Below are 25,348 nucleotides of genomic sequence, written 5' to 3'. Positions count from 1 at the left end.
CTCCCCGGGTCCCCAGCGGCCTGCCGGACAAACCTGCGCGCCAACCGGTCCCGCCGCTGGTCAAGCGGTCCTCGGTGGCTCCGTGACCGGTCCGAGCCGGTCCCACACCTGACCGACCTGTTTCGGGCGTTCGAGCGCGGGAAGGGGATTGAGGTACCCCCGGAAAGGAGATGTACCGAGATGGCAGCGACATTGCAGGGCAAGCGGATCGCCTTCCTGGCCGCCGACGGCGTCGAGGAGGTCGAGTACGTCCAGCCACGCGAGGCGGTCGAGACCGCCGGCGCGACGGCCGAGCTGGTCTCGCTGAAGCCCGGCTCCATCCAGTCCTTCAACCACCTGGACCACTCCAAGACGTACGACGTGGACGTGACTGTCGACAAGGCCGACGCCGCCGGCTACGACGCGCTGGTGCTGCCCGGAGGGGTGGCGAACCCGGACTTCCTGCGGGGCGACCCGGACGCGGTGCGGTTCGTGAAGGCGTTCTTCGACGCGGGCAAGCCCGTCGGGGTGATCTGTCACGGCCCGTGGACGCTGATCGAGGCGGACGTGGTGCGCGGCCGGCGGATCACCTCCTGGCCGACCCTGCGTACCGACCTGACCAACGCCGGGGCCACCTGGGTGGACGAGGAGTGCGTCACCGACGGCAACCTGACCAGCAGCCGCAAACCCGACGACCTCCCCGCTTTCTGCGCGGCGATCACCAAAACCTTCACCACCTCCTGACCCCACCCACCCCTCCGTTGATCATGAAGTTATTGCCCTTCGGCGCGGCGTGTCGTGGCAATAACTTCATGATCAACGCTGGCGGAGCGGGTGCGGCACGGGGTTGGTTTTTTGGTGGTTCGGCGCATGTTCTGCGGCTCGCGGGATAGAAGGCCACATGACCACCGAAGCCTCGGATGCGCCGGTGCTGAACCGTCAGCAGATCCGGCTGCTCATGTTGGGCCTGATGACCGGCATGCTGCTGGCCGCACTCGACCAGACCATCGTCGGTACGGCGCTGCCGACCATCGTGGGCGAGTTGGGCGGGATCAACCACTACTCGTGGGTGGTCACCGCGTACCTGCTCGCCTCGACCGCGTCGACGCCGCTGTACGGCAAGATGGCCGACCTGTACGGGCGTCGGCCGGTCTTCCTCTTCTCGATCGGCACGTTCCTGCTGGGGTCGTTGCTGGCCGGGCTGTCGCAGAACATGACCCAGCTGATCGTCACGCGGGGTATCCAGGGTCTCGGCGCCGGTGGTCTGCTCACGCTCGCGTTCACCATCATCTCGGACGTGGTGTCACCCCGGGAGCGTGGTCGGTACCAGGGCCTGTTCGGCGCGGTCTTCGGCATCTCGTCGGTCGCCGGGCCGCTGGTGGGTGGTTACTTCGCGGAGACCGACTGGCGGTGGATCTTCTACATCAACGTGCCGCTGGCGATCCTGGCCATCGTCGTCTGTTACCACGTGATGCGGTTGATCCCGTTCGAACGTCGGGACCACTCGATCGACTGGCTCGGTGCCGGCCTGCTGGTGGCCGGGGTGAGTTCGCTGCTGCTGGCGCTGAGCTGGGGCGGCAACGAGTACGCCTGGGGCTCTGGCGTGATCATCACGCTCTTCGTCGTCGGTGCGGTGCTGGGAGTGCTCTTCGTCCTCCAGGAGGCCCGGGTGGCCGAGCCGATCCTGCCGTTGCGGCTGTTCCGGAACGCCACCTTCGCGTTGGCCAACTCGGCCCTGCTCATCATCGGTCTGGTGATGTTCGGTTCGATCATCTTCATCCCGCTGTACCTGCAGATCGTGAAGGGCGCCTCGCCGACCCGCAGCGGTCTGCTGATGCTGCCGATGATGGCCGGCATCATCGTCACCTCGATCCTGACCGGCCGCGCGATGACCCGGATCGGCCGGTACAAGTGGTTCCCGGTGGCCGGTTCGGTGACCCTCCTGGTCGGCATGTTCCTCTTCACCCAGTTGGAAGTGGCCACCTCGCTCTGGGTGGCGTTCGGGTACATGGTGGTGATCGGCGTCGGGCTGGGCCTGTGCATGCAGTCGCTGATCCTGGCGGTGCAGAACGCGGTCTCGGTACGCGACCTGGGCGCCGGCACCTCGTCGGCGACCTTCTTCCGGTCGCTGGGCGGTTCGTTCGGTGTGGCGATCCTCGGCACTGTGCTCTCGTCCCGGCTGACCGGCGGACTCGCCGACCGGTTGCCCGGCGCGATCGCGCAGCTCCCGCCGCAGGAGCAGGCCGCGGTGGCGGCGAGTGGTGGCGCCAACATCTCGATCAACGATCCGGCCACCATCCTGGCCCTGCCGGGCCCGGTGCGCGCGGCCATCCAGGGCGCCTTCGTCGACGCGCTGGACATGGTCTTCCTGACCGCCGGCCTGATCGCGATCGTGGCGGTGGTGGTCACACTGACGCTGCCCAACACGCAGCTGCGGGGTGCCGGCCCGAAGGGTGCCACCGGTGGCGCCGACCCGCTCGGCGGGGAGGCCCCGGCTCCGGGCGGCAAGCCGTTGACCCGCGAGTCGAAGGAGGAGGCCGCCGCCGACATGGAGGCCAAGTCCCAGACGATGATCTGACCGTCTCGACACCGACCGCCCCGGACCGCTCCGGGGCGGTCGGCGTCAGCGGGGCCCTAGGTCAGGCGGGGCGGCGGTAGGCGCCGTACCACCAGGTCGCGGCCAACTCCCGGGCCCCTGCCGCGTCGGTCTCGGGGTCGGCCGAGGTGGTGCTGACGTGGTCGGCGAGGAAGCGGTCGCCGCCGACCACTATCAGCCGGCTGGCCGTCGTCACGTCCAGGTCGGCGGGGGTACGCCCGGCCTGCTGCTCGATCCGGAGCGCGTCCACGGTGCGGGCGACGAACCGCTCCAGCCCGGCCGCCCAGTACTCCCGGACCACCTCGTCGTACGCGGCGACCTCGCTGACCGCGGCCAGCACCGGGGCGTACGTCCGGTATATCCGGATCACGTCGGCGAACACGTCGGTGAGCCGAGCGAGCGGGTCGCCGGGGCCGCCCGGGTCCCATTCGCCGGTGCGGTCGAACGCACTCTCCCGCATGGTGCCGGCGAGGCGCATGAGCAGTTCGCTCTTGTCCCGGAAGTGGGTGTAGAAGGTCGACCGCGCCACGCCGGCCTCGGCGGCGATCCGCTGCACGCCGAGGTCGGTGAAGCGGATCCCCTCCTTCAGGAGCCGTTCGGTGGCCGCCAGCACCCGCGCTTCGACGGCCGCGCGTCCGTCGGGATTGCGCGGGCGGCGGCGGGTGATCGAGGGCATAGCCGGAATCCTAGGTGGCCGGGGGTTGGGTAGGCGACGTACGCTCGTTGCCGGACACAGTGTCCGACATAGTGACCACGGAGTGCCTGACCTCGGCCTCCGACCCACCATGAGGAGCAACACACGTGAAGTACCGACTGCTGGGCACCACCGGGGTGTACGTCTCGGAGATCTCGCTCGGCGCGATGACCTTCGGCGGCAGCGGGCACCCGCTCTGGGGCACCCTGGGTGGGCTGGCGCTGCCGGAGGTGCAGCGACTGGTGGACACCGCGCTGGACGCGGGCGTCAACTTCGTCGACACCGCCGACGGCTACAGCGACGGCGAGAGCGAGGAACTGCTCGGCAAGGCGCTCGGCAAGCGGCGTCGCGACGTCGTACTGGCGACGAAGGTGCACTCACGGACGGGCCCCGGCCCGAACGACGTCGGCACCTCCCGGCTGCACATCATGCAGAACCTGGAGGACAGCCTGCGCCGACTGGGCACCGATCACATCGACCTGTACCAGATCCACAACTTCGACCAGATCACTCCCATGGAGGAGATGCTGCGCGCGCTCGACGACGCGGTCCGGCAGGGCAAGGTCCGCTACATCGGCGCTGCGAACTTCGCCGCCTGGCAGATCTCCAAGGCGCTGGGTATCTCCGCTCGGGAGAAGTTGGCCGGGTTCGTCTCGGTGCAGGAGTACTACTCGCTGCTGGGCCGGGACGTGGAGCGCGACGTGGTGCCGATGGCACTCAACGAGGGTGTCGGGCTGACCGTCTGGAGCCCGCTCGCCGGTGGTTTCCTCTCCGGCAAGGTCAGCCGGGACGGTGCCGTCGCCGACAGTGGCGCGCGGAGCGCCCAGCCCGGTTACGCCAGCTTCACCCCGTTCGACCCCGAGCACGCCTTCGGAGTGGTCGACGTGCTCAAGGGCGTCGCCGAGCGGCACGAGGTGAGCCCGGCCCGGGTGGCGGTCGCCTGGCTGCTGTCCCGACCGGCAGTGACCAGCGTGATCGTCGGTGCCCGCAAGCACGAGCAGTTGGTCGACAACATCGCCGCCTCGGATCTCACACTGACCGAGCAGGACCTCACCGAGCTGGACGAGGCCACGAAGCTGCCCGTCGCGTACCCGAACTGGATCCAGGAAGGGTTCTTCGCCGGGCTCCGGCTGCCGCAGTGAGGCACGGCCCCGGGGTCGGTGGCTCCGGGGCCGCCCTACTTGAGGATGAGCCGGTTCGTCTGCTCGAAGACGTCCAGGTCGGCCAGGGTTTCGATGACCGACGTGGAGAGTGGGGCGGGAAACCGGTCGCGGGCGAAGAAGCCGGCGTCGGTGGTCTCGTCGGTGACCCGGGCCAACTGCCCGTCCCACTCCTCCACCTTGAACGCGGTAGTGAACACCTGGTAGGTGTGGCCGTACATGTTGGTGCTCGTCCGGTCCGGGCCGGTGTAGAGGGCGAACGCGCAGACCCGCAGCGCGCGCAGCCCGGTCTCCTCGCGGACCTCGCGTACCGCGCAGTCGGCGATCGACTCGCCCAGCTCCATCGCGCCGGCCGGCATGGCCCACTGGCCGTTGTCCGAGCGTTTGATCAGCAGAATGCGCCCGGCATCGTCGTTGACCACGGCACGGGCGCCGACGAACATCAGCGTCCGGTCCCCGGCGAGCGCGCGCAACTGCCCCACGTACGAGTCGGCCCAGGAGATGCTCACCTGCGACAACTTACGGGGGTTCCCAACGTGTGACCGCCGACACTAGCTTGTTACCCATGCGTAGCACGATGATGGACGCCCCTCTGCAGATCTCCCGGATCCTCGACCACGGTGCACTGGTGCACGGCACGGCCGAGGTGGTCACCTGGACGGGCGCCGAAGCCCGCCGGATGACGTACGCCGAGGTGGGCCGGGCCGCCGCCCGGCTGGCGCACGGGCTGCGCGACGAGTGCGGGGTGACCGGCGACGAGCGGGTCGCCACCTTCATGTGGAACAACAACGAGCACCTGATCGCCTACTTCGCGGTGCCGAGCATGGGCGCGGTGCTGCACACGCTCAACATCCGGCTCTTCCCCGACCAGGTCGTCTACATCGCCAACCACGCCGAGGACCGGGTGGTCCTCGTCGACAGCACGCTCATCCCGCTGTTGGGCCGGGTGATCGGTGAGCTGATCACTGTGCGGCACGTCGTGGTGGTCGGCGGTGGTGACCCGGCGCCGCTGGTGGCGGCGGCCGGCGACCGGATCACCGTGCACCACTGGGACGCGTTGCTCGCCGACCGGCCCGACACGTACGACTGGCCCGAGGTGGACGAGCGCGACGCCGCAGCGCTCTGCTACACCTCGGGCACCACAGGCAACCCGAAGGGCGTGGCCTACTCGCACCGGTCGATCTATCTGCACTCGTTGCAGGTCTGCATGCCGGAGGGTTTCGGCCTCGGGCCGACCGACCGCGAGTTGGCCATCGTGCCGATGTTCCACGCCATGTCGTGGGGTCTGCCCTATGCGGCCTTCCTGTCTGGCGCGTCGCTGATCATGCCGGACCGGTTCCTCCAGGCCGCGCCGATCGCCGAGATGATCGCCGCCGAGCGGCCCACACTGGCCGGCGCGGTGCCGACCATCTGGACCGACCTGCTGGCCTACCTGGACACCCACGACGTGGACACCTCGTCGCTCGGTGAGGTGATCGTCGGCGGCTCGGCGTGCCCGCCGGCGCTGATGCACGCGTTCGACGAGCGGCACGGAATCGACGTCATCCACGCCTGGGGGATGACCGAGATGTCCCCACTGGGGTCGGTCTCGCGTCCGCCTGCCGGTGCGACAGGTGAGCAGGCCTGGCGCTACCGCTACACCCAGGGGCGGGTGCCCGCGGGCGTGCAGGCGCGGATCGTCGGCCCGTCTGGCGACCCGATGCCCGCCGACGGCACGGCCGTGGGGGAGCTGGAGGTCCGAGGGCCGTGGGTGACCGCCCGGTACGTCGGAGACGACGCCCCGGACGAGGAGAAGTTCCGTGACGGCTGGCTGCGCACCGGCGACGTCGGCACCCTCTCGCCGGACGGGTACATCAACCTGACCGACCGCGCCAAGGACGTGATCAAGTCCGGTGGCGAGTGGATCTCGTCGGTGGAGTTGGAGAACGCGCTGATGGCCCACCCGGCGGTGCTGGAGGCGTGCGTGGTGGGGGTCCCGGACGAGCGATGGGACGAACGCCCGCTGGCCACGGTTGTGGTCCGGGAGGGCGCTTCGGTGACCGCCGAGGAGTTGCGGGACTTCCTGGCCGGGTCGGTGGCGCGCTGGCAGTTGCCCGAGCGCTGGGCGTTCATCGACACGGTGCCGAAGACCAGCGTCGGCAAGTTCGACAAGAAGGTCGTCCGTTCGCGGTACGCCGAGGGCGAGCTGACTGTCCGGGAGCTGACAGCCCCGTAACGTTTTCCCCGGCACTGTCGCCTGTTGGGGCGGGAGTACTCCTGAACCCTCCCCAGGGGCGGCCCCGGCGTTCGCACCGCGCCGGGGCCGCCCGCTCCACGCGGGGTGACCCGCACCGTCATTGTTGCGAAAGTTGTTCGCTTCTGTCCTGCTGACGGAGAAATCGGGTGGTCAGCGACCCGATCAGGCATCGCTGGTCGTGATGAGCACCTTGCCCACCGTCGAGTCCTCCACCGCCTGGTGCGCAGCGGCCGCCTCCGCCAGCGGGTAGTAGTGCAGCGGCAGACCGGCGTCCGCGCCGACCCGGATGCCACCCTGGCTGGCCGCCGCCGCCACGTCCTTCACGCCCTGCGCCTTGGCCGCCTTCGGCTCCGTGTAGACCAGGACGAACTGCCAGCGGGCGTTCGGCGCCATCATCGCCCGGATCGGGATGCTCACCTCGTCCCCGCCGTTGTCGGCGTACATGCAGACCGCGCCACCGTGCCGCAGCACCCGTACGTCGACCGAGGCGTTGCGCGCGGGGGACACCTCCACGATCGTGTGGACCCCGTCGGGGGCGATCTTGTGGACCTCCTCGACCACGTCTTGCTCCCGATAGTTGATCACGAAGGAGGCGCCGGCCGAGGCCGCGAGCTGTGCCTTCTCCGCGCTGCTCACAGTGGCGATCACCGTGGCGTCGGCCCACCGGGCGAGCTGGATCGCGGCGTTGCCGACCGCGCCCGCGCCGCCCTGCACCAACACCGTGTGATCCGCGAGCGCACCGGCCCGCAGCGTGTCCGGCATGAACTCACCAGCGGTCAGACAGCGGTGCGCGGTGAGGAACGGGATGCCCAGGGCCGCGCCCAGCTCGAACGGGGCGGCGCCGAGGCGCACCGCCTGCCGGACCGGCACCAGCGTGTACTCCGCCGTCGTGCCCCACTGTCGCTGCCAGGCGGCCTCCCAGACCCACACCCGCTCACCGATCAGGTCGGGGTCGACCCCCTCGCCAACCGCCTCGACCACCCCCGCGCCGTCCTGCCCGGGAATCTGCCACCCGTTCGGCGGGGCGTTGCGGCGGGACTTCCAGTCGGTCGGGTTCACCCCGGAGACCGCCATCCGCACCAGGACCTCGCCCGCACCCGGCTCCGGCACCGGCCGGTCGACCAGATCGAGCACCGAAGGGTCGCCGTTGCGCTCGTACACGATGGCCTTCATCCGTGGTCTCTACCCGGCTCGACCCCTGTCAACCCAGCTCGTCCACCAGCTCCGGGGTCAGCTCACCGATCGCGTTCAGCGTCACCACCGCCAACCCGGCCGCGTCCGGGTCGAGCGGGTACGAGCCGTGCGGCACCGCCACCACCCGCATCCCCGCCGCCGCTGCGGAACGCACCCCGTTTGACGAATCCTCCACGGCCACACAGCGGGTCGGGTCGACGCCGAGGCGCTGCGCCACGCTCAGGTACACGTCCGGTGCGGGCTTGCCCCGCTCGGTCTGCTCGGTGGAGAGGGTCGCGCCGAACGCGTCGGTCAGGCCGGTCGCCGCCAGCGCCGCCTCGATCAGCCGGGTCGGCGACGAACTGGCCAACCCGAGCGGCCACCGCGCGGCCAGCCGGCGAACGACCTGGTCGGCGCCGTCGATGAGGGGTACGTGGTCCCGGTAGCGTCGGGTCATCTCCTCGACCACCTCGACGGCTACCTGCTCGGCGGTGCGGTCGACGCCCAGTTCTCCGCTCAGGTAGTGGGCCCACTCCCCGGTGCTCATCCCCATGAGTCGGCGTTGCGTGTCCGGTTGCCACGTCCCGCCGTGCGCCGCCACGTACGCCCGGCGGACCTCCTCCCACACCGGCTCGGAATCCACGATCACGCCGTCCAGGTCGAAGACCACCGCATCAGTCACGGGGCCCATCCTGCCCGACCGGTGGGTGCCCGGTCAGCCGGGCAACGCGGGCAGACCGAGCGGGCTGCCCTCGGGAAGCAGAGTGTGACCGGAACGGGCGATCGGCTCCAGCAGCTCCCGGAGCCGGTCCGTGTCGTGGGCGCCGAGCGCCTGCCACGGGTGCGCGGCGGCCCGGTCGGTGGCGTCCTCGATGGCCTGGAACCCGGCCCGGGCGTGGTCGGTGGCCGCGCCGTCCCCGGTCAGCCAGCCCCGCTCGGTGAGCCGCACGCGGGCGGCCTGCCACTGCTCCTCGGACCAGCCCCGGCCCAGCAGGTACTGCGGCGACGAACCGTCCAGCGCGACCCGCCCGGCCAGCGTCTCCACCGGGTCCAGGCCGGCGGCCACCAGCGCCGCCACGTGCCCGTCCCCCCGGTGCTCGCGCAGCGTGGTGGCGGCCTGCCAGAGCCGCGCCAGCGGGTACTCCCCGGCCGGGAGGGCCGCGTTGGCCGCGCCGAGCACCCGGCCGGCGGTCTGCGCCGCCGCGGCGGCCCGATCCAGCAGGTCGGCGGCCTCCACCAGGTGCGACTCGGGTAGCTCGTAGGTCAGCTCGGCGAGCGCCTGCACGGCACCGGTCAGTCGGGCGCGCAGCGCCTCCTGCGGGGTGGCCAACCGCCACACCGCAGGCAGCGCGCGGGCCACCATCTGCGGCGCGAAGTTGAAGAAGGCGGCGATCACCGGGGCCGCCTCGGCGGCTCCCAGCGGCGCGGCCCGGCCGGCGAAGTAACCACGCCAGTAGCCGCGCAGCCCGACCGCCTCGTACGCGGCCCGGGCCCGGGGGTGCAGGTAGGTGACAGTGTGCACCGGCTCGAAGAACGCCCACATCGACCGGGCGGTCCGCCCAGGCTCGTCCAGCGCCGTCACATGCACCTCCGCGTCCCGGTTCCGGATGCTGCTCACCCCGGGCGGCGAACCGCCCGGGGTGACGCCGAACCTACTGCCGCTGGGTGACGGGCCGGAAGCCCCATGTGAACAACTCCATCGCGTCCCGGCGACAACCGGGACGACTTGGACAGGTCACTGGGCGGCGAGCACGTCCACCACGAAGCGCAGCGGACCGGTGGGACGTCCACCTGCGGCGGCCTCGTCGTTGCCGTACGCCAGCTCGCCCGGGATGTCGAGCTGCACCCGGCTGCCCACCGTCACCCCGACCAGGCCCTGGTCCCAGCCGGGGATGACCTGGCCGACGCCGATCGGGAAGGTGGCCGGCTGCCCGGCCTTCCACGAGGAGTCGAACTCCTTGCCGTCCTTGAAGAACACCCCCACGTAGTTGGTGGTGATGTTCTGGCCCTTCTGCACGGCCGGGCCCTTGCCCTTGATCAGCGGGGTGACGGTGAGCTTCTTGAGCTCACCGGTGCCCGGCGTCACCGTCGGCTTGGTGCCCAGCGCCGGGTCGGAGCCCTCGGGCAGCTGCGGAGCGGGGGGCGCGCCAGCCTCGTCGGGGGCCGGGGCGGAGGCGGACGGGGTCGCGTCGGCCTGGGTCTTGGGCTTGTCGTCGCCCCCACCGATCGCCACGAAGACGCCGATCAGCGTCGCGGCCACGGCGAGGGCGGCGAGGCTGCTGAGCCCGGCGTTGATCTTCCGCCTCCGGTCGGCGGCCTTCTTCTCCGCCAACTGGGCGGCCAGGCGGCGCCCCGACTTGGTTGCCGGGCTCTGGTCCGGGCCCGTCTGCTGCGTCCGCTCGCTCACGTCGTCGACTCCCTGCTGCGAAGTGTGGCCGGCACCCGGTGCCGGGGGGAAAGCCGACGCACACGGTACCCGCACCGCGGCCTACCGTGCCCGCCGCCGACGCCTCGGATCGCCCAGTGCGACATTCCGAGGCTTTCCCGGGCGGTTATTCCGGGACGACCATGAAGTCGGTCACGAACGACGTGATCCGTCCGTCGGCGGTACGGCCGATCCAGGTGCCGTAGCAGCCGTCGCCCCAACCAGTGGCCACCGTGACGACGTTGGCGCCGCTGGCCTCGTCCAACACTGCGGTGATCAGCCCCGGGACCGGGGACGACGGCAGCTCGGTCGGGATGAAGACCTCCTCGACCCGGTCGGAGTCCCAGCTCTCCAGGACGGCGAGCGCGGTCGGGTCGGCGAGGGTGCCGACACCGGCGTCCACCCCGTATCCGAAGTAGTCGTCCGCGCCGAGCGTGGCGACGTCCTGGTCGCCCGCGACGGCCGGCTCCCAGCGGATCGTCGGTTCCGCCGAGACGACCAGCTCCAGCGCGGCGACCCGGCGGTCCACCTCGGCGTCCTCCCGGAGCACCACCGCCACCCAGGCGCGGGCGGGATGCCGCCCCGGCGGCACTGTCACAGTGAACGGCTCCGCCTCCGGGCAGACCAGCGGGTCACACCCGACCACACGGCCGGTCGGCAACACGATGTCGCCCACCGGGTGAACCTCGATCAGGTACCCGCCGTGCTGGTCGGTGAAGCGGGCGCCGGGCGTCAGTAACCGGTCCAGATCAGGGGTGTACGGCATGGGGGCTCCTCCGGTCGCCAGCGGCCGGCGGAGCGTACCCGGCGAGGCGGACACCGCCGCCGCTGCCGTACCCGGTCAGGCGCTCTTGCGGGGTGCGGTCTTGCGTGCGGCGGTCTTCTTCGCCGGCTCCGCCTTCTTCGCGGCGGTCTTGCGTGCGGCGGTCTTCTTCGCCGGCTCCGCCGCCTTCTTCTCGGCCGTCTTCTTGGCCGCGGCCTTCTTCGCGGGTGCCTTGGCCGCCTTCTTCTCGGCTGCCTTCTGCGCCGACCGGGCCGACGAGATGGGCGTCGGCTCGCCGCCGCCACCACCGCGGGCGGGCTGCTCGCCACGAGCCGCCTTGGCACGCTCCACCGAGGCCTTCAACGCTGCCATCAGGTCCACCGCCGCAGCCGGGGCCTCCTCGACCTCCTCCGGCTGGACGACCTCCCGACCCTCCACCTTGGCGTCGATGACCTCCTGCAACGCGGCCCGGTAGTCGTCGGTGAAGACGTCCGGCTCGAACTCGCCGGTCATCGAGTCGATCAGAGAGCTGGCCATGGCCAGCTCCGGTGGGCGCACCTTGAGGTCCTCGTCGAGGAAACCGAAGTCCGGTGTGCGGATCTCGTCCGGCCAGAGCATGGTGTTGAGCAGCAGCACACCTTCGCGGACCCGCAGCGTGGCCAGCTGCTCCCGCTGGCGCAGCGCCACCTTGACGATGGCCACCCGCTCCGAGTCGATGAGCGCGTCGCGCAGCAACACGTACGGCTTGGTCGCCGCGCCCTCCGGCTCGAGGAAGTACGCCTTGTTGTAGAGGATCGGGTCGACCTGCTCGGCCGGCACGAACTCCAGCACGTCGATGGCACGGGAGCTGGTCAGCGGCAGGTCGGCGAAGTCCTCGTCGGTGAGGATCACCATTTCGCCGCCGCCGATGTCGTAGCCCTTGGCGATGTCGTCGTAGGTGACCTCTTCGCCGCAGACCGAGCAGGTGCGCTTGTAGCGGATCCGACCGCCGTCCTCGCGGTGCACCTGGTGAAACCGAATGTCCTTCTCCTCGGTCGCGGAGTAGAGCTTCACCCCGATCGAGACGAGCCCGAACGACACGGCTCCCTTCCAGATGGCACGCATCCTGCGCTCCCTTCCCCGGTATCGACCATGCTCGCATCCGAAAGAACCGGACGCGAGGTGTTCGGGCTGCTACTACAGTCGGGTCGTGCCCGGCGCGCCGCTCAAGCCGATGCTCGCGATGACCGGGCCGCTCCCGGCGGGTGACGGCTGGGCCTACGAGTTCAAGTGGGACGGCGTCCGCGCCCTGGCCGACATCTCAGGTGGCGGTCAGCACCTGTATGCCCGTTCCGGCGTGGAGATCACCGCCGCGTACCCGGAGTTGGCCACCCTGCCCGAGCAGGTCGACGACGCGCTGCTCGACGGCGAGGTGGTGCTGCTCGGCCAGGGCGGGCAGCCGTCGTTCACCGCGCTGGCCGAGCGGATGCACGTCCGGGATCGGGCCAAGGCGGCCCGGTTGGCAGCGGTCATGCCGGTGACGTACATGATCTTCGACCTGCTCCGGCTGAACGGCGACGACCTGACCGGCTGGCCGTACGAGCGCCGCCGGGAGGCCCTCGAGGCGCTCGCGCTCGGTGGCCTCCGCTGGGCGGTGCCGCCGATGTTCGCCGACGGGCCGGCCACCTACGAGGCGGCCGGGGAGCACGGCCTGGAGGGGGTGATGGCCAAGCGGGTCGGGGCCGTCTACCGCCCGGGGGTGCGCTCGCCGGACTGGGTGAAGGTCAAGCTGGAGGTGACCGGCGACTTCGTCATCGGCGGTTGGCGACCGGGCGCGCGCCGGATCGGCGGGCTGCTGGTCGGGGTGCCCGGCCCGGACGGCCGACTGATCTACCGGGGTCGGGTCGGCGGCGGGATCGGCGCGGCCATCGAGCGGCAGCTCCTCGCCGAGCTGGAGCCGCTGCGCTCCGGCGTGTCACCGTTCGCGCCGGGTGTGCCGCGCGAGGATGCGCGGGGCGCCATCTGGGTAACACCCCAGGTGGTGGTGGAGGTGAAGTACGGCCAGCGCACCCCCGACGGCCGGCTGCGCTTCCCCCGGGTGCTGCGGTTGCGCCCGGACAAGCCGCCGGAGGATGTCGACGATGCCGGCTGAACGGCTACGGGTGAACGTCGAGGGTCGCGCGCTGGAGGTGTCCAACCTGGACAAGGTGCTCTACCCGGCGGCCGGGTTCACCAAGGGTGAGGTGATCGACTACTACACCCGGATCTCCCCGGTGCTGCTGCCGCACCTGCGGGACCGGCCGCTCACCCGGATCCGCTTCCCCAACGGGGTGGACGACAAGTCGTTCTTCGAGAAGAACACGCCGGCCGCCACCCCGGACTGGGTGCGGGTGGAGAACCTGCCCGCGCCCGGGTCGACGAAAGGCCGGGAAACCATCGACTACGTGGTCGCCGACGACCTGCCCACCCTGGTCTGGCTGGCCAACCTTGCCGCGTTGGAGCTGCACACACCGCAGTGGAAGGTGGGCGAACACCCGGACATGATGGTCGTCGACCTGGACCCGGGCCCGCCGGCCGGGCTCGCCGAGTGTTGCCCGGTGGCGGTCCTGATGCGCGACCGCCTCGCCGACGACGGCATCGAGTCGTACCCGAAGACGTCCGGCAAGAAGGGCATGCAGCTCTGCTGCCCGATCGCCGGCACCCAGTCGTCCGACCTCGTCTCCGACTACGCCCGGCGGATCGCTCAGGAACTGGAGAAGGCCCACCCGAGGCTGATCGTGTCGAAGATGGCGAAGAACCTCCGACCGGGAAAGGTCTTCATCGACTGGAGCCAGAACAACGCGGCGAAGACCACTGTGGCGCCGTACTCGCTGCGGGCCCAGTCGGTGCCGTCGGTGTCGACGCCGCTGACCTGGGACGAGGTCGAGGCCGGCGCGCGCGGCCGGAAACCGGCCGTCCGCCAGTTCACCGCCGCCGAGGTCCTGGCCCGGGTCGACGAGTACGACGACCTGCTCGCCCCCCTGCTGGACGGCGGCCCGGAGTTGCCCGGCTGACACTGGGTGACGATCGATGCCCGGATGCTCGCGGGCGGTACCAGCAGCAGAGTGTCACGGGCCGCAGTGTCCCGGCCGGGCCACCCACCGCCTTTGCTCTGCATACCTATATGCACCACCGCGCTGAACTGGGACTTCATCACGGCCGCGCGGTCGAGGGGTGGGAACGCTCATCACGGAGCGTGCGTGTCGCATATAGGTATCAGAGCAAAGGCTCCTCGGTGGGTGCGGTGGGCCTGTAGCCGGGGTCACCTGACGTGATCGGCCGGCGCCCACCGCGAGGGTGGACGCCGGCCGAAGGGGAACTGGCGGTGGGTCAGCGGCGGCCGAAGACCGTGCGGCTGGAGCCGAGGCGTAGGAGCACCGTCTCGCCGGTGGCGTCCTTGACCCCGTCGTTGTCGGTGATCGCGTACACCTCGCCGTCGCCGGCCACTGTCAGACCTTCCAGCTTCTCCTGCGTCCACCCGTTGCTGGCGCGAAGCGCGGGCAGCACGTCGACGGCGAGCGTCTTCGGCAGCACTGTCAGCGGACCGGTCGCCGCCGCACGGGGCAACGGCACCGTGTAGATCCGCTTGACGGTGGCGGCCGGGCCGTTCAGCTTGTCCCGTTCGATGACCGCGAGCCGGTCACCGACCACTGTGATCTCGGAGAGGCCCATCCAGTCGCCGGGCACTGTGGTGGCCCCCAACTGGTAGCCGAACCAACTCCAGGTGCCCGCCGCGACGTCGTACCGGCCGAGCCGGACGACGCCGGCCGGGTCGGTGCTCAACTCCCGCTGTACGGCCACCCAGACGATCTCCCGGCCCTGCCGGTCGGTGGCCGCGGTGACCCCCTCCAGGCCCTGCTTGCCGAGGCCGGCGGCGACCTCGGCGGGCAGCGCGACGGTCTGCCGGGTCACCCCGGCGGCGTCGAGCCGGACCAGCTTGTTCTCCGCGCCCCTGGCGCCCTCCACGGCGAGCCAGAAGCCGCCCTGGGGGCGGGCGAAGATGCCCTCCGCGTCGTATCCGACCGGAGCGCCGACCGCATCCCGCACCGGCAGCGCGGCGGTGATCACGGCCGGCGTCCGTTTCGCGTCGACGGTGAGGATGCGGGTTTGGCCGTACGCCGCGTCGGTGACGCTGTAGAGCTGGTCCCGCTTGCCCGGGACCGCGCTCAGCGCGCCGAGCGCTCCCCAACCGGTCGGGGTGCCGGCCCGGTCGGTGCCGGAGACGATGCTCGGGAACGCCGGGGTGGCAGTGCCGAGCTGGAAGAGCGACACCGAGGCCCGGACGTTGACCGCGGCGTCGTCCTCCTCGCTGGAGACCGCGAGCAGCCCGCGCGACGGAATGGGCAGCAGCCCTTCCGGCCCGTTGGTGGTCGGCAGCACCTGCTTGAAGACCGGCCGGGTGGGGTCGTCCAGGTCGTAGACGGCGACGAAGTTGCTCCGCTCCGAGCCGACGAAGGCGTACCGGACACCGTCGTACTCGGCGACGGCCACGCCCTCCGGCTCGGTGCCCTTCTTGCCGGCCCGGTCCTCGTTGTGCAGCCCGTACGAGACGGCGAGCCGCTCGAAGGTGTTGCCGGCGTCCCAGGCGACGCGTCCGCTGCGGCTGTCGAAGACCGACCAGCCACGGGTGCCGCCGTGCCAGTCGCCCTCGTTGGCAGTGGCGAGATAGCGGTCGTCCACCCAGGCCACCGCGTCCGGCTCGCGCGGCACGTCGGTGATGCCGCCGGTCAGGTCGATGACACCGTCCTTCTTGGTGTCGATGCCGCTGATCGTGGCGGTGCCGGCGCTGAACACAGTGGTGATCCGGCCGGTGGGCAGGTCGATCAGGGCGACGCCGTTGTTCTCCTGAAGCGTCACGGCCAACTGGTTGCGGCCGTTGATCGAGACGTACTCCGGCTCGGGGTCGGTCGGCGCGGCGAGGCCGGCCTGCGCCAGCGCGGGCAGCGCCGTGCCGTCGGCAGCGGTCAGCGCGACAGGCCGCAGCCGCCAACCGGCCGGAGACGTGCCGGCCAGGTCGACGATCTGCACGAAACCGGCGGGCGCCTGGGGCAGGTCGCCCTCCTCGCCGCCGGACGGGGTGGCCTCCTCGTCGCGCTCGTTCTCGATGGCGATCGCGGCGTACCGCTTGTCAGTGCTGATCGCTATCGAGTCGGGCTGACCGCCGAGATCGAAGCTGGCCACCCGCTCGCGACTGGCCAGTTCGATCACGTCGAGGCGGCCGGACGGCGCTGTGTAACTGGCGCTGGTGTTCACCACCACCAGCACGTACCTGCCGACCACGGCGACCGAGGTCGGCTCGTCCTCGGCGTCGCCGAGCTGGGACAGGGAGAGCGTGCCGAGGCCGCGTGGCCGGTCGACACGGGAGATGTCCAGGAAGCCGATGCGCCGGGCCAGCGCGTCGGTGTGGATCAGGGTGCGACCGTCCTCGCTGACCGCCGAGATCTCGGCGACCGTCGCTGTCGTCGGATCCTCGCCGGCCGGACGGTTCTGGAACACCGGGTACGTGGCGACCCGGTCGAAGGCGAGCGACAGGCCTGGATGGTGGTGCCCGCCGCCCGACGCGGGGGTGGCCCCGGTCAGGCTGGCGGCGGCGACACCGGCTGCGGTGAGCGCGGTGAATGCTCTTCTGAGTGTCAAGGACTTCCTCCGTTAGGTCGTACCCGCACGGAGGCTGACAGTTGTCGGGGAGCATCAGCTTGCGCCGACATGAACAGTCGGCGAAGCACGGCGCAGCTGCCACCAGGCACCGCCGACCAGGGCGACAGTGATGACGGTGACCGCGACGTCGCCGGCCAGGGCAGCCGCCGGGGAGGCAGGGGAGTACGGCGGCACCAGGTACGCGAACGCGGCGGCGGTGACCAGGCCCGCGGTGCCGGCAACGAGCACGTGCCGCTGCCCCCAGCCGTTGCCCGACGACCAGTACGCCACAAGCCCTCCGGCGACGGCGGACAGCGAAAGCGCGATGATCATCCCCGTCCAGCCGGGCGTCAGGTCGGAGCCGAGGCGGACGACGACGACCAGCAGACCGACCCAGAGCGGATGCGGCACCCGGCGGACCCGGCGCGGGTGGGCGCGACGCCAGCGAGGGAGCAGGGCCGTCGCGACGAGGGCGAGGACCAGCAGCGCCGCGAACGCCAGCTGGAGCGGGCTGGCCAGGAAGCCCTTCCGGCCGCTGCTGTCGGAGAAGATCAACAGACTGCCGAGCAGGTAGAGCACGCCCACCACGGCGAGACCGGGTCGGCCCAGCCACGGCCGCAGCCGCCGTTGCGGCCCGAGGAACGACTCGATGAGCACGATCGGCGCGCAGATCGTCAGCATGATGTGGTTGCCGACGTAGTCGAACGCCTGCCGGAGGCTGAATTCGAGCCCCGGCACCAGCGTCGCCTCGGCGGCGGCCCGGGTGTCGGCGTACTGGGTGTCGTCGAGGTAGTCGGGGTTGAACAGTGACTGGTCGACCAGCCCGGCCTGGAGTACGCCGAACGCGGCGGCGAGCAGGACGATGGTCGGCCAGCCCGCGCCGAGGTGCCGAGCGGTCTCCCGGATGAGGATCGCCGCGCCGCCGTACATCGGGCCCAGGAAGATCAGCACCGGCAGGAAGTCGTCGATGGCGAAGCCGCCCCACGAGCACTCGGCCGCCCACGGCGCGAGCAGCAGCAACGCGATCACCGGCAGGAGCCGCCGACGCAGCGGCAGACGGCCAGCGGCGGCCGGGTGGTCGGTGGCGGGATGGTCGGCGGTGACGGGGTCGGGTCCGGTCGGCATGGGCGCTCCTCGGCGGCGTTTTGGGGATCGTTCTCTGCACCGTGCGCGGGCCACCCGGTCACCCGATACGGCCATCGGCCGACGACCGCTGCGACGAAAGTCGTTGAGTACTGTGGTGCCGACGTCGACCCGGGGAGCGTGGAGATGCAGCCAACCGTCACGGCCGACCAGGCGGCCCGGCCCGTCGAGGCCGAACGTCCGCTGCTCAGCTACCGCGACGAGGCGACCGGCGAGCGCGTCGACCTCACCGCACAGCAGGTCGGTCAGTGGGCGGCACGCAGCGCGAGCCTGCTGCGGGACGGCTGCCGACTGGGCCCCGGCAGCCGCGTAGCGGTCCTGCTGCCGCCGCACTGGCGTACCGCCGCGGTGTTGTTGGGCGCCTGGGCCTCAGGCCTGGCGGTGTCGTTCCGACCGCGCGCCACAGCGGGCCTGGCGGTGCTCGAACCGGGCGGCGATCGGCCGTTCGACGCGGTCTTCGTGACGCCGGAGCGGCAGGACGACTGGCTGGAGGACGTGCCGGACGCGCCGCACCGCTATCTCGTCGGCACCGGGCCGGGGCGGCTGGACGACGTGCCGTTGGGCTGGTTGGACTGGTCCGCCGAGGTGCTGCGACACGGCGACGGCGCGCCCGACCACACCGCCATCCACCCGTCTGATCCGGCCACCGCGGACGGCACCACCTACGGTCAGTGGGGTGCGCTCGCCCAGGAGTTCGCCACGATGCTGGACCTGCGCGCCGGCGACCGCCTCCTGGTCGACGCCGCCGAGACCGAGCAGCCACTGAAGTGGTTGCTCGCGCCGCTCTCGGCCGGCGCGTCAGTGGTGATCAGCGCCAACCTCGACCCGGCGCGGCGGGACGCGGTCGTCGCTGCCGAACAGGTGACCCGGGTCCTCTAAAGAGTGGAGTACTGGTACTGCGGGTAGTACCATTGCTGGGTGCCCTCGATAGCCAGGCTTGTCGAAGCGATGCGGCAGCGTCAGCAGAACATCGCCTACAACGATCTTTATCGGGTGTGCGAGCACTACTTCGGGAAGCCGCGGCAGACGGGCACCTCGCATGCCGTGTTCCGGATGCCGTGGGCCGGTGACCCACGCGTCAACATCCAGGACGACAAGGGCAAGGCCAAGGCGTACCAGGTCCGGCAGGTTCTCAAGGCGATCGACAAGAAGGAGGCCATGTGATGCAACCCGACGCCCGTCCCGAGATCACGCACTACACCTACCGTGTCACCTGGTCGATCGATGACCAGGAGTTCGTCGCCACCTGCGCCGAATTCGCGTCGCTCTCCTGGCTGGCCCCCACGCAGGTGGAGGCGCTGCAGGGCCTTCAAGATCTGTTGCAGGAGGTGATCGTCGACATGCAGGAGCAGGGCGAGGCGGTGCCGCAGCCGTTCGCGGAGCGAAGCTACTCGGGCAAGTTCAACCTCCGTGTCGGAGAGAGCCTGCATCGCGAGCTCGCCATCGAGGCCGCCGAGGACGGGATGAGTCTCAACCAGTACGTCCTTCGTAAGCTCCGCGCCGCCTGAGCGGTCGGACAGCTCATGTCCTGCCCGCGCCTCGAAGGGCGCTGTTGATCAAGCGGCCAGGTGCGCTTTACGCCGGCTCGGGCCCGCGTTCGGTTCCAGGCGGTGCGCGTCCCGTCACTCGTCAGGTGGAGCCGCAGCCTTCCGCCCGTTCTCACATTTTTCCTGCTCCTACGCTTCGCCGAAGGCACGCGCGCGGTCAGTGCGCCGGCCACTGTGCACGTCGGTGGAGGAGGCATGGTGTCGAGGCGTACCCGTCGGACTCTGGTTTCGGCGGTGGCCGGCGCTCTGTTCGCCCTCGGGGTGGTCGCGCCCGGTCCGGCGGCGGCGCCGCTGCCCCGCGCGGCGCAGGCCGACGGCCCCACGGTCCCCGATTCGCGGGAGCCGCGCCCACCGCTGCTCCCCGCCGACTTCCAGGGCACCGGCCGGTACGTCGTGCGGGACCTCGGCATCGACGTGCCGTTCTCCTGGCAGGGCCGCGACGGCAACAGTCAGATGACCGCCGGTGGCCCGGACCATCCGATCTGGTTCACGAACCTGATCTACGAGAACACGCTCTACACGCTCACCTACAGGTGGCCGAACATCCCGCTGTTTCCGCCCCGCGCGTGCAGCAAAGTCCCGGGGTTCTTCAACCGCCAGATCTTCAACGACAAGTTGAAGACCGCCCGCTATGTGGGGCCCGAGATCCTGCAGGGTGAGAAGGACCGGCACGTGGACCACTGGCGGGTCGGGGTGGTCGGCGGTTCCACGGTGCCGGGGGAGTTCTTCCGGTTCCCGATCGCGCTCGGCGACATCTACGTCGACCAGCACGACCCGAGCCGGTGGTGGCAGGTGTTGCAGTTCGGCCTGCAGAACCTCTTCGACCCGGAGCTGGACGAATGGTTCACCATGGACACCTTCGACCACCGCCCCGGCGAGGTAACCCTCCCCGACCGCTGCCCACCCCCCACGTCGTGACCCATCGACTCCGTTGATCAAGAAGTTTGCGTCGTCATCAGGCCGATCGATGACGCAAACCTCTTGATCAACACGGGCGAGGGCGCGGCCGGCGATCTTGGCAGCTACAGGGCGAACAGCAGGGCGGCGTTCAGGAGGACGACGAGGGCGGTGGCGAAGTGGATGCCGAAGGCGACAGCCTTCGTTCCGCCGTTCCGTAGCACGATGACGGTGTCGCCCAGCGGTACGAGCGCGACGATCAGCATGAACCACGCGACAGCGTCGGCGGTCGTGAAGGCGATCAGGGCGAGGCCGAGCAGCCCGAACGTGAGGTCCTTCAGCCCTTTGACGGTCAGGTAGGCGGAGCCGCCGTCCGCGCGGGCCGGCACGCCGTACCCGGCGGCAGCGGCCTGCGGTACCAGCAGGAACCGCGCACCGATGAAGACGACGAAGAGGCTGAGTACGACGGCGAGCCCGTAGGCGATGAAGGACAGCATGAACCGCTCCAATTGCTAGCGCCGCTAGATACGCGAGCGACGCTAGCAGAGCGCCGACAGGAACGCTAGCGGTGCTAGAATTGCTGTCATGTCGACACAGGGGCGCCGGGAGCGCGAGCGGGCGGAACGGGAGCAGGCGATCATCACCGCGGCACGCGACCTGGCGTTGACGGAAGGCTGGGACGCCGTGACCACCCGCCGGCTCGCCGCCGAGATCGAATACAGCCAGCCCGTCCTCTACAGCCACTTCAAGGGCAAGGACGCCATCATGGCGGCGGTAGCCGTCGAGGGCTTCGCCGAGCTGGCAACCGCACTGGTCTCGGCCCGAGCCTCCGCCGCCGATCCCCGGCAGGCGGTCGCCGACGTGGCAGCCGCGTACGTCGCGTTCGCCCAGCAGCGGCCCGCGATCTACGACGCGATGTTCACACTCGCCGTGGACCTGCCGTTCGCCAGCCAGGACGTGCCAACCGACCTGGCCCGGGGCTTCGCCGAACTGGCCGAGACGGTGCGCCCGGTCGCGGCGGACGACGACCTGGAGACGGTCACCGAGACGTTCTGGAGCGGCCTGCACGGGCTGGTCACGCTGATGCGCAGCGGCCGGCTCCGCCGCGCCGACCACGACCGCCGGCTCGCGGTCCTGGTGGACCGCTTCTCCCGGTGAGCGTCGCCGGTCAGCGCTGACGCGGTCGTCGCGCGCACGGCGCGAGGTGGTCGACCGGCAGGGCGCACCGCGCGCCGCCGGGCAGTGGTCGGTCACAGAAGACCCAATGTCGTACGCCCTGCTGGTCCTCCGCCGAGACGGTCACCCCGCCCGGCTCGACCCGCGCGCTGAGCCGGACCAACACCCGAGCTGCGGTACGCGCGAAGATCCGGGCGCGCAGCAGCGGCTGATCAAAACTGGGCGAGCCAACCGACTGCAAGGGGCTCCACGTGCCGATCCCGCCCACAATGGACGAGCTGCTCGACGATCTTCTGAAGAAGATCAAGGACGGGACCTATCCGCCAGGGTCACAGCTTCCGTCCGGGCGCGTGCTGGCAGACGAATACGACGTCTCGCAGTCCACGATCAGCCGTGCGGTGGCGAAGCTGCGGAAAGAGGGCGTGTTGGTCGGTCGTCCGGGGCGCGGGGTCTTCGTCGCGGAGTCCCGCAAGCGCTGAGTTCCGCTGATTGCCCGGAGCGCGGTGCGCGGGCGCGTGGAGCGCCGTGCGCGGGCGTGTGGAGCGCGGGCGCGTGGAGCGCGGGGCGCACGAGGCGTGGCTGCCCGGCGTTGCCAGTGGCCGCCGTCCACCCCGGACGGCTGATTCGTCTACGACATCAGCTCCATAGCGAGCGCGCGAGACCCCCGTCCCCCCGCCCCGCGCCCGCACCCACCGCGCTGATCGACTCGGGTTCCAGGAAGCCGGGGCATCACAGCGCCCCGGACACCGCGACGTCCTGAAAACCGAGTCGATCAAGGCCGGAAGACCGAGTCGATCAAGGCCGCACGGGTCAGTCGACGGTCGGTAGCTTCGGGCCGAGCACGTCGTCGGCGTCGACGATCGTGTACGCGTACCCCTGCTCGGCGAGGAAGCGCTGCCGGTGCGCCGCGTACTCGGTGTCGATCGTGTCCCGGGACACCACGGTGTAGAAGTGCGCCTGTCGACCGTCGGCCTTCGGTCGCAGCACTCGACCCAGCCGCTGGGCTTCCTCCTGGCGTGAGCCGAACGTGCCGGACACCTGGATCGCCACCGCAGCCTCCGGCAGGTCGATCGAGAAGTTGCCGACCTTCGAGATCACCAGGGTCCGCAGTGAGCCGGACCGGAACGCGTCGAACAGCCGCTCCCGCTCCTTGTTCGTGGTCGAGCCCTGGATGATCGGCGCGTCGAGGTACTCGCCGAGCTGGTGCAGCTGGTCGATGTACGCGCCGATCACCAGTACCTGGTCGTCCGGGTGCCTGTCGACCAGCGCCTTGACCACTGGCAGCTTGGTGCGGGCGGTCGCCGCCATCCGGTAGCGCTCCTCCGCCTCCGCCGTCGCGTACGACATCCGCTCCGCGTCGGTCAGTGTCACCCGGACCTCGGTGCACTCAGCCGGGGCGATCCAACCCTGCGACTCGATGTCCTTCCACGGCGCGTCGTACCGCTTGGGCCCGATCAGGCTGAACACGTCACCCTCGCGGCCGTCCTCGCGTACCAGAGTCGCGGTGAGGCCCAGCCGGCGGCGGGCCTGGAGGTCCGCTGTGAACCGGAAGATCGGCGCGGGCAGCAGGTGCACCTCGTCGTAGACGACCAGGCCCCAGTCGCGGGCCCCGAAGAGGTCAAGGTGGGTGAACGCGCCGCCGCGCCGCGAGGTGAGCACCTGGTACGTGGCGATGGTGACCGGGCGGATCTCCTTGCGCTCGCCGGAGTACTCGCCGATCTCCTCCTCGGTCAGCGAGGTGCGGGCGATCAGCTCCCGCTTCCACTGCCGGCCGGCGACCGTGTTGGTCACCAGGATCAGCGTGGTCGCCTTCGCCTCGGCCATCGCCGCCGCGCCGACCAGGGTCTTGCCGGCGCCGCACGGCAGCACCACCACCCCCGACCCGCCGGCCCAGAACGCCTCCACGGCCTCCCGCTGGTACGAGCGCAGCGTCCACGGCTTGCGCCCGTCCTTGCCGGCCTCGGCCAACTCGATCGGGTGCGCCTCACCGTCGACGTAACCGGCCAGGTCCTCCGCCGGCCAGCCCAGCTTGAGCAGCGCCTGCTTGAGCCGGCCACGCTCGGACGGGTGCACCCGGATGGTGTCGTCGTCGATCTTGTCGCCGAGCATCCCGGCGAGCTTCTTGCTCTTGGCCACCTCGATCAGCACCAGCCGGTCCAGTGCGCGCAGCACCAGCCCGTACGCAGGGTCGTTGGCGAGCTGAAGCCGGCCGTACCGGTCCATCGTCTCGGCCACGTCCACCAGCAGCGCGTGCGGCACCGGGTAACGGGAGTATTTGAGCAGCGAATCCACGACACCCTCGGCGTCGTGCCCCGCCGCGCGGGCGTTCCACAGACCCAGCGGCGTCAGCCGGTAGGTGTGCACGTGCTCCGGCGAGCGTTCCAGCTCCGCGAACGGCGCGATCGCCATCCGGCAGGCCTGCGCGTCGGGGTGGTCGATCTCCAGCAGCAGGGTCTTGTCCGACTGCACGATCAGTGGTCCACCGCTCACGCCAGCGTCCTCTCCTCGGTTGGCCGACCGGCCGAAACGGGTCGCATACCCGCTGCTGGCCGACCATCCAGTGTTGCACGACGCGGGACCGCGGAAGAAAGATGCTCACCGGGCGCAACCGTGATGGCACTCACGAACGTCTAGTAGAGGGACGACTGTCTGGGGAGGGCCCATGAAGCACGTTCGGACCACTTCCCGGCTGGTTGCCCTCGTGGTGGTCGTGCTGGTCGGCGCGGGAGCGTGCGCGTTCGATCCGCAGTCCGGCGGGAGTGGTGGCGGGGGAGCCGCCCCAGCCGGTGCGGCGGAACAGGCAACGGGGGCGGGCGACACGTCCGGGCCCGACCAGCACGGCCGGCCCACCCCGGTCTCGCCCACCCCGAAACCCTCCCGGAAACCCACGCCGAAGCCGACCCGCCCGACACCCACGAAAACCCCCGGCACCGGTACGCCGACCGTCGCCGGTTGCCCCCAGGGGCAGCACCAGCGGGCGGTGGAGACCCACCTGGCCCGGTTGGGCGGGTTCGGGGCCGTGACGGTTGACGGTCGGCAGTCCGCCGCCGACTGCGCGGCGATCAAGAAGTTCCAGAAGAGGTACGGCATTCGCCCCGTCGAGGGTCGCGCCGGACCCACCACCCTCGACGTGGCCCAGCGCCTCGCCACCACCGACACGACCCGCTGCAAGACTGGCACCGGCACCACGTTCTGCGTGGATCTGACCCGGCAGACCGTCTGGGCGCTGCGCGGCGGCAAGGTGATCATGGCACCGACGGTGACCCGCACCGGCATGTCCGGCTACCGCACCCCGGCCGGCACGTACGCCGTCAACTACCGCAACCCCAAGGAATGGTCGAACCCGTACGAGGTGTGGCTGCCGTACTGGCAGCACTTCACCCAGGGGATGGGCTTCCACGAGACCACCACCTACCTGCACGAGAAGTCGATCGGCTCGCACGGGTGCGTCAACCTGCTGCACGCCGACGCCGTCCGGATGTGGGAGCTCGGCAAGGTCGGCACCCGGGTGGTGCTGATCGGCCGCCGCCCCGGCACCTGAGTGACACTGAGCGAATCGCGGCGGTAACCCCCTGTCCGACCGGACTCTTGAGTGTCACCCTTGGAGTCCAGGGCCGGACCGGGCGGGGAGGCTGGGTATGACGGTCGACCGTGACGTGATCGCGGAGCACGAGCACGCACCACCCGACGAGGTGTCCCGAGCGACGGTGATCGCGTACGCCGTCGCGGCGACGCTCCTGCTCGGATGGTTCCTCTTCGGCTGGCTGGTGCTCCAGCAGGGCTTCGTCGACTCGGTCGGGGAATCCGCCGGCGCCGGCTTCGCGCTGCTGCTGATCATCTCGGTGGTCGGCACCGTACGCCGCAGCCGCAGCCGCAGCCGCCGCTGACCGACGGCGCTCCCGCG

The 25,348-nt window shown here is 70.7% G+C and carries 27 protein-coding genes; 14 read left to right on the top strand and 13 right to left on the bottom strand.

The features are described 5' to 3' along the window. Window positions 1-180 precede the first annotated feature (180 nt). Both OG992_RS18470 and OG992_RS18465 read left to right on the top strand, forming a co-directional pair. Window positions 181-723: a type 1 glutamine amidotransferase domain-containing protein gene (locus tag OG992_RS18470; RefSeq protein WP_266303849.1), complete on the top strand. Its 543-nt coding sequence runs from the start codon at window positions 181-183 to the stop codon at window positions 721-723. 157 nt (window positions 724-880) lie between these two features. Further along, window positions 881-2,557, top strand: a complete 1,677-nt coding sequence (locus OG992_RS18465; RefSeq protein ID WP_266303848.1) for an MDR family MFS transporter — start codon at window positions 881-883, stop codon at window positions 2,555-2,557. Window positions 2,558-2,618: 61 nt separating this feature from the next. Here OG992_RS18465 and OG992_RS18460 read toward each other — a convergent pair whose 3' ends face one another. After that, complete coding sequence (locus OG992_RS18460; RefSeq protein ID WP_266303847.1) at window positions 2,619-3,251, bottom strand: TetR/AcrR family transcriptional regulator; 633 nt, start codon at window positions 3,249-3,251, stop codon at window positions 2,619-2,621. Between the two features lie 125 nt (window positions 3,252-3,376). Here OG992_RS18460 and OG992_RS18455 point away from each other — a divergent pair, with 125 nt between their 5' ends. Continuing rightward, window positions 3,377-4,411, top strand: coding sequence for an aldo/keto reductase (locus OG992_RS18455; RefSeq protein WP_112699930.1), 1,035 nt, complete (start codon window positions 3,377-3,379; stop codon window positions 4,409-4,411). A gap of 35 nt (window positions 4,412-4,446) precedes the next feature. On the opposite strand, the gene OG992_RS18450 is transcribed toward OG992_RS18455, so the two are convergent. After that, on the bottom strand, window positions 4,447-4,938 hold the full coding sequence (locus OG992_RS18450) for an NUDIX domain-containing protein (protein WP_030334282.1): 492 nt from the start codon (window positions 4,936-4,938) through the stop codon (window positions 4,447-4,449). A gap of 56 nt (window positions 4,939-4,994) precedes the next feature. On the opposite strand from OG992_RS18450, the gene OG992_RS18445 reads away from it, so the two are divergent. After that, window positions 4,995-6,644: a fatty acid--CoA ligase gene (locus tag OG992_RS18445; RefSeq protein WP_266303846.1), complete on the top strand. Its 1,650-nt coding sequence runs from the start codon at window positions 4,995-4,997 to the stop codon at window positions 6,642-6,644. Between the two features lie 183 nt (window positions 6,645-6,827). Here OG992_RS18445 and OG992_RS18440 read toward each other — a convergent pair whose 3' ends face one another. The 6 genes from OG992_RS18440 to OG992_RS18415 all read right to left on the bottom strand — a co-directional run bounded on the left by OG992_RS18440 (window position 6,828) and on the right by OG992_RS18415 (window position 12,130). Beyond that, entirely contained in the window at window positions 6,828-7,838 is a 1,011-nt protein-coding gene (locus tag OG992_RS18440) for an NADPH:quinone reductase (protein WP_266303845.1), read from the bottom strand. 28 nt (window positions 7,839-7,866) lie between these two features. Continuing rightward, window positions 7,867-8,529, bottom strand: a complete 663-nt coding sequence (locus OG992_RS18435) for an HAD family phosphatase (protein WP_266303844.1) — start codon at window positions 8,527-8,529, stop codon at window positions 7,867-7,869. A 24-nt stretch (window positions 8,530-8,553) separates the two neighbouring features. Beyond that, window positions 8,554-9,381: a hypothetical protein gene (locus tag OG992_RS18430; protein WP_266305229.1), complete on the bottom strand. Its 828-nt coding sequence runs from the start codon at window positions 9,379-9,381 to the stop codon at window positions 8,554-8,556. Between the two features lie 192 nt (window positions 9,382-9,573). Beyond that, window positions 9,574-10,245: an FKBP-type peptidyl-prolyl cis-trans isomerase gene (locus OG992_RS18425; RefSeq protein ID WP_238683832.1), complete on the bottom strand. Its 672-nt coding sequence runs from the start codon at window positions 10,243-10,245 to the stop codon at window positions 9,574-9,576. A gap of 145 nt (window positions 10,246-10,390) precedes the next feature. After that, complete coding sequence (locus tag OG992_RS18420) at window positions 10,391-11,029, bottom strand: DUF4241 domain-containing protein (RefSeq protein WP_266303843.1); 639 nt, start codon at window positions 11,027-11,029, stop codon at window positions 10,391-10,393. Between the two features lie 75 nt (window positions 11,030-11,104). After that, the gene (locus tag OG992_RS18415; protein WP_266303842.1) at window positions 11,105-12,130 is read right to left on the bottom strand and encodes a Ku protein; all 1,026 of its coding nucleotides are present in this window, start codon (window positions 12,128-12,130) and stop codon (window positions 11,105-11,107) included. Between the two features lie 85 nt (window positions 12,131-12,215). On the opposite strand from OG992_RS18415, the gene ligD (OG992_RS18410) reads away from it, so the two are divergent. Both ligD (OG992_RS18410) and ligD (OG992_RS18405) read left to right on the top strand, forming a co-directional pair. Further along, on the top strand, window positions 12,216-13,157 hold the full coding sequence (gene ligD / locus OG992_RS18410; RefSeq protein ID WP_266303841.1) for a non-homologous end-joining DNA ligase: 942 nt from the start codon (window positions 12,216-12,218) through the stop codon (window positions 13,155-13,157). Next, window positions 13,147-14,058, top strand: coding sequence for a non-homologous end-joining DNA ligase (gene ligD, locus OG992_RS18405; protein ID WP_266303840.1), 912 nt, complete (start codon window positions 13,147-13,149; stop codon window positions 14,056-14,058). Before ligD (OG992_RS18410) ends, ligD (OG992_RS18405) begins: the two co-directional genes overlap by 11 nt. A 316-nt stretch (window positions 14,059-14,374) precedes the next feature. On the opposite strand, the gene OG992_RS18400 is transcribed toward ligD (OG992_RS18405), so the two are convergent. Beyond that, window positions 14,375-16,681, bottom strand: coding sequence for an esterase-like activity of phytase family protein (locus OG992_RS18400; protein ID WP_266303839.1), 2,307 nt, complete (start codon window positions 16,679-16,681; stop codon window positions 14,375-14,377). 54 nt (window positions 16,682-16,735) lie between these two features. Then, window positions 16,736-17,806, bottom strand: coding sequence for a hypothetical protein (locus OG992_RS18395; protein ID WP_266303838.1), 1,071 nt, complete (start codon window positions 17,804-17,806; stop codon window positions 16,736-16,738). Window positions 17,807-17,950: 144 nt separating this feature from the next. Here OG992_RS18395 and OG992_RS18390 point away from each other — a divergent pair, with 144 nt between their 5' ends. The 4 genes from OG992_RS18390 (at window position 17,951) to OG992_RS18375 (ending at window position 20,289) form a co-directional block, all read left to right on the top strand. Then, on the top strand, window positions 17,951-18,703 hold the full coding sequence (locus OG992_RS18390; protein ID WP_266303837.1) for a TIGR03089 family protein: 753 nt from the start codon (window positions 17,951-17,953) through the stop codon (window positions 18,701-18,703). 39 nt (window positions 18,704-18,742) lie between these two features. After that, complete coding sequence (locus OG992_RS18385; protein ID WP_238683824.1) at window positions 18,743-18,988, top strand: toxin HicA; 246 nt, start codon at window positions 18,743-18,745, stop codon at window positions 18,986-18,988. Next, entirely contained in the window at window positions 18,988-19,332 is a 345-nt protein-coding gene (locus OG992_RS18380; RefSeq protein ID WP_238683823.1) for a type II toxin-antitoxin system HicB family antitoxin, read from the top strand. The genes OG992_RS18385 and OG992_RS18380 overlap by 1 nt, the downstream gene beginning before the upstream one ends. 273 nt (window positions 19,333-19,605) lie before the next feature. Beyond that, a complete protein-coding gene (locus OG992_RS18375; protein ID WP_266303836.1) occupies window positions 19,606-20,289 on the top strand; it encodes a hypothetical protein in 684 nt (227 codons plus the stop codon). 104 nt (window positions 20,290-20,393) lie between these two features. On the opposite strand, the gene OG992_RS18370 is transcribed toward OG992_RS18375, so the two are convergent. Beyond that, a complete protein-coding gene (locus OG992_RS18370) occupies window positions 20,394-20,765 on the bottom strand; it encodes a DUF4267 domain-containing protein (RefSeq protein ID WP_266303835.1) in 372 nt (123 codons plus the stop codon). A gap of 88 nt (window positions 20,766-20,853) precedes the next feature. Here OG992_RS18370 and OG992_RS18365 point away from each other — a divergent pair, with 88 nt between their 5' ends. Continuing rightward, window positions 20,854-21,426 (top strand): TetR/AcrR family transcriptional regulator, encoded by a 573-nt coding sequence (locus OG992_RS18365; RefSeq protein WP_266303834.1) that lies wholly within the window; start codon window positions 20,854-20,856, stop codon window positions 21,424-21,426. A gap of 10 nt (window positions 21,427-21,436) precedes the next feature. Here OG992_RS18365 and OG992_RS18360 read toward each other — a convergent pair whose 3' ends face one another. Continuing rightward, window positions 21,437-21,685, bottom strand: coding sequence for a hypothetical protein (locus tag OG992_RS18360; protein ID WP_266303833.1), 249 nt, complete (start codon window positions 21,683-21,685; stop codon window positions 21,437-21,439). Window positions 21,686-21,713: 28 nt separating this feature from the next. Between OG992_RS18360 and OG992_RS18355 the strand changes: the two genes are divergently transcribed. Next, window positions 21,714-21,923, top strand: coding sequence for a winged helix-turn-helix domain-containing protein (locus tag OG992_RS18355; RefSeq protein WP_238683818.1), 210 nt, complete (start codon window positions 21,714-21,716; stop codon window positions 21,921-21,923). A 331-nt stretch (window positions 21,924-22,254) separates the two neighbouring features. Here OG992_RS18355 and OG992_RS18350 read toward each other — a convergent pair whose 3' ends face one another. Beyond that, window positions 22,255-23,934 (bottom strand): DNA repair helicase XPB, encoded by a 1,680-nt coding sequence (locus tag OG992_RS18350; protein ID WP_124854244.1) that lies wholly within the window; start codon window positions 23,932-23,934, stop codon window positions 22,255-22,257. A 172-nt stretch (window positions 23,935-24,106) separates the two neighbouring features. Between OG992_RS18350 and OG992_RS18345 the strand changes: the two genes are divergently transcribed. Both OG992_RS18345 and OG992_RS18340 read left to right on the top strand, forming a co-directional pair. Continuing rightward, window positions 24,107-24,985 (top strand): L,D-transpeptidase family protein, encoded by an 879-nt coding sequence (locus OG992_RS18345; protein WP_266303832.1) that lies wholly within the window; start codon window positions 24,107-24,109, stop codon window positions 24,983-24,985. Window positions 24,986-25,082: 97 nt separating this feature from the next. After that, window positions 25,083-25,331 carry a hypothetical protein gene (locus tag OG992_RS18340; protein WP_266303831.1) on the top strand — a complete coding sequence of 83 codons (249 nt, stop codon included), beginning with the start codon at window positions 25,083-25,085 and terminating at the stop codon, window positions 25,329-25,331. Window positions 25,332-25,348: the final 17 nt, after the last annotated feature.

This window comes from Micromonospora sp. NBC_00362 (genome assembly GCF_026342155.1).
Classification (GTDB): domain Bacteria; phylum Actinomycetota; class Actinomycetes; order Mycobacteriales; family Micromonosporaceae; genus Micromonospora; species Micromonospora hortensis.
This window is presented reverse-complemented; position numbering and strand designations above follow the sequence as displayed.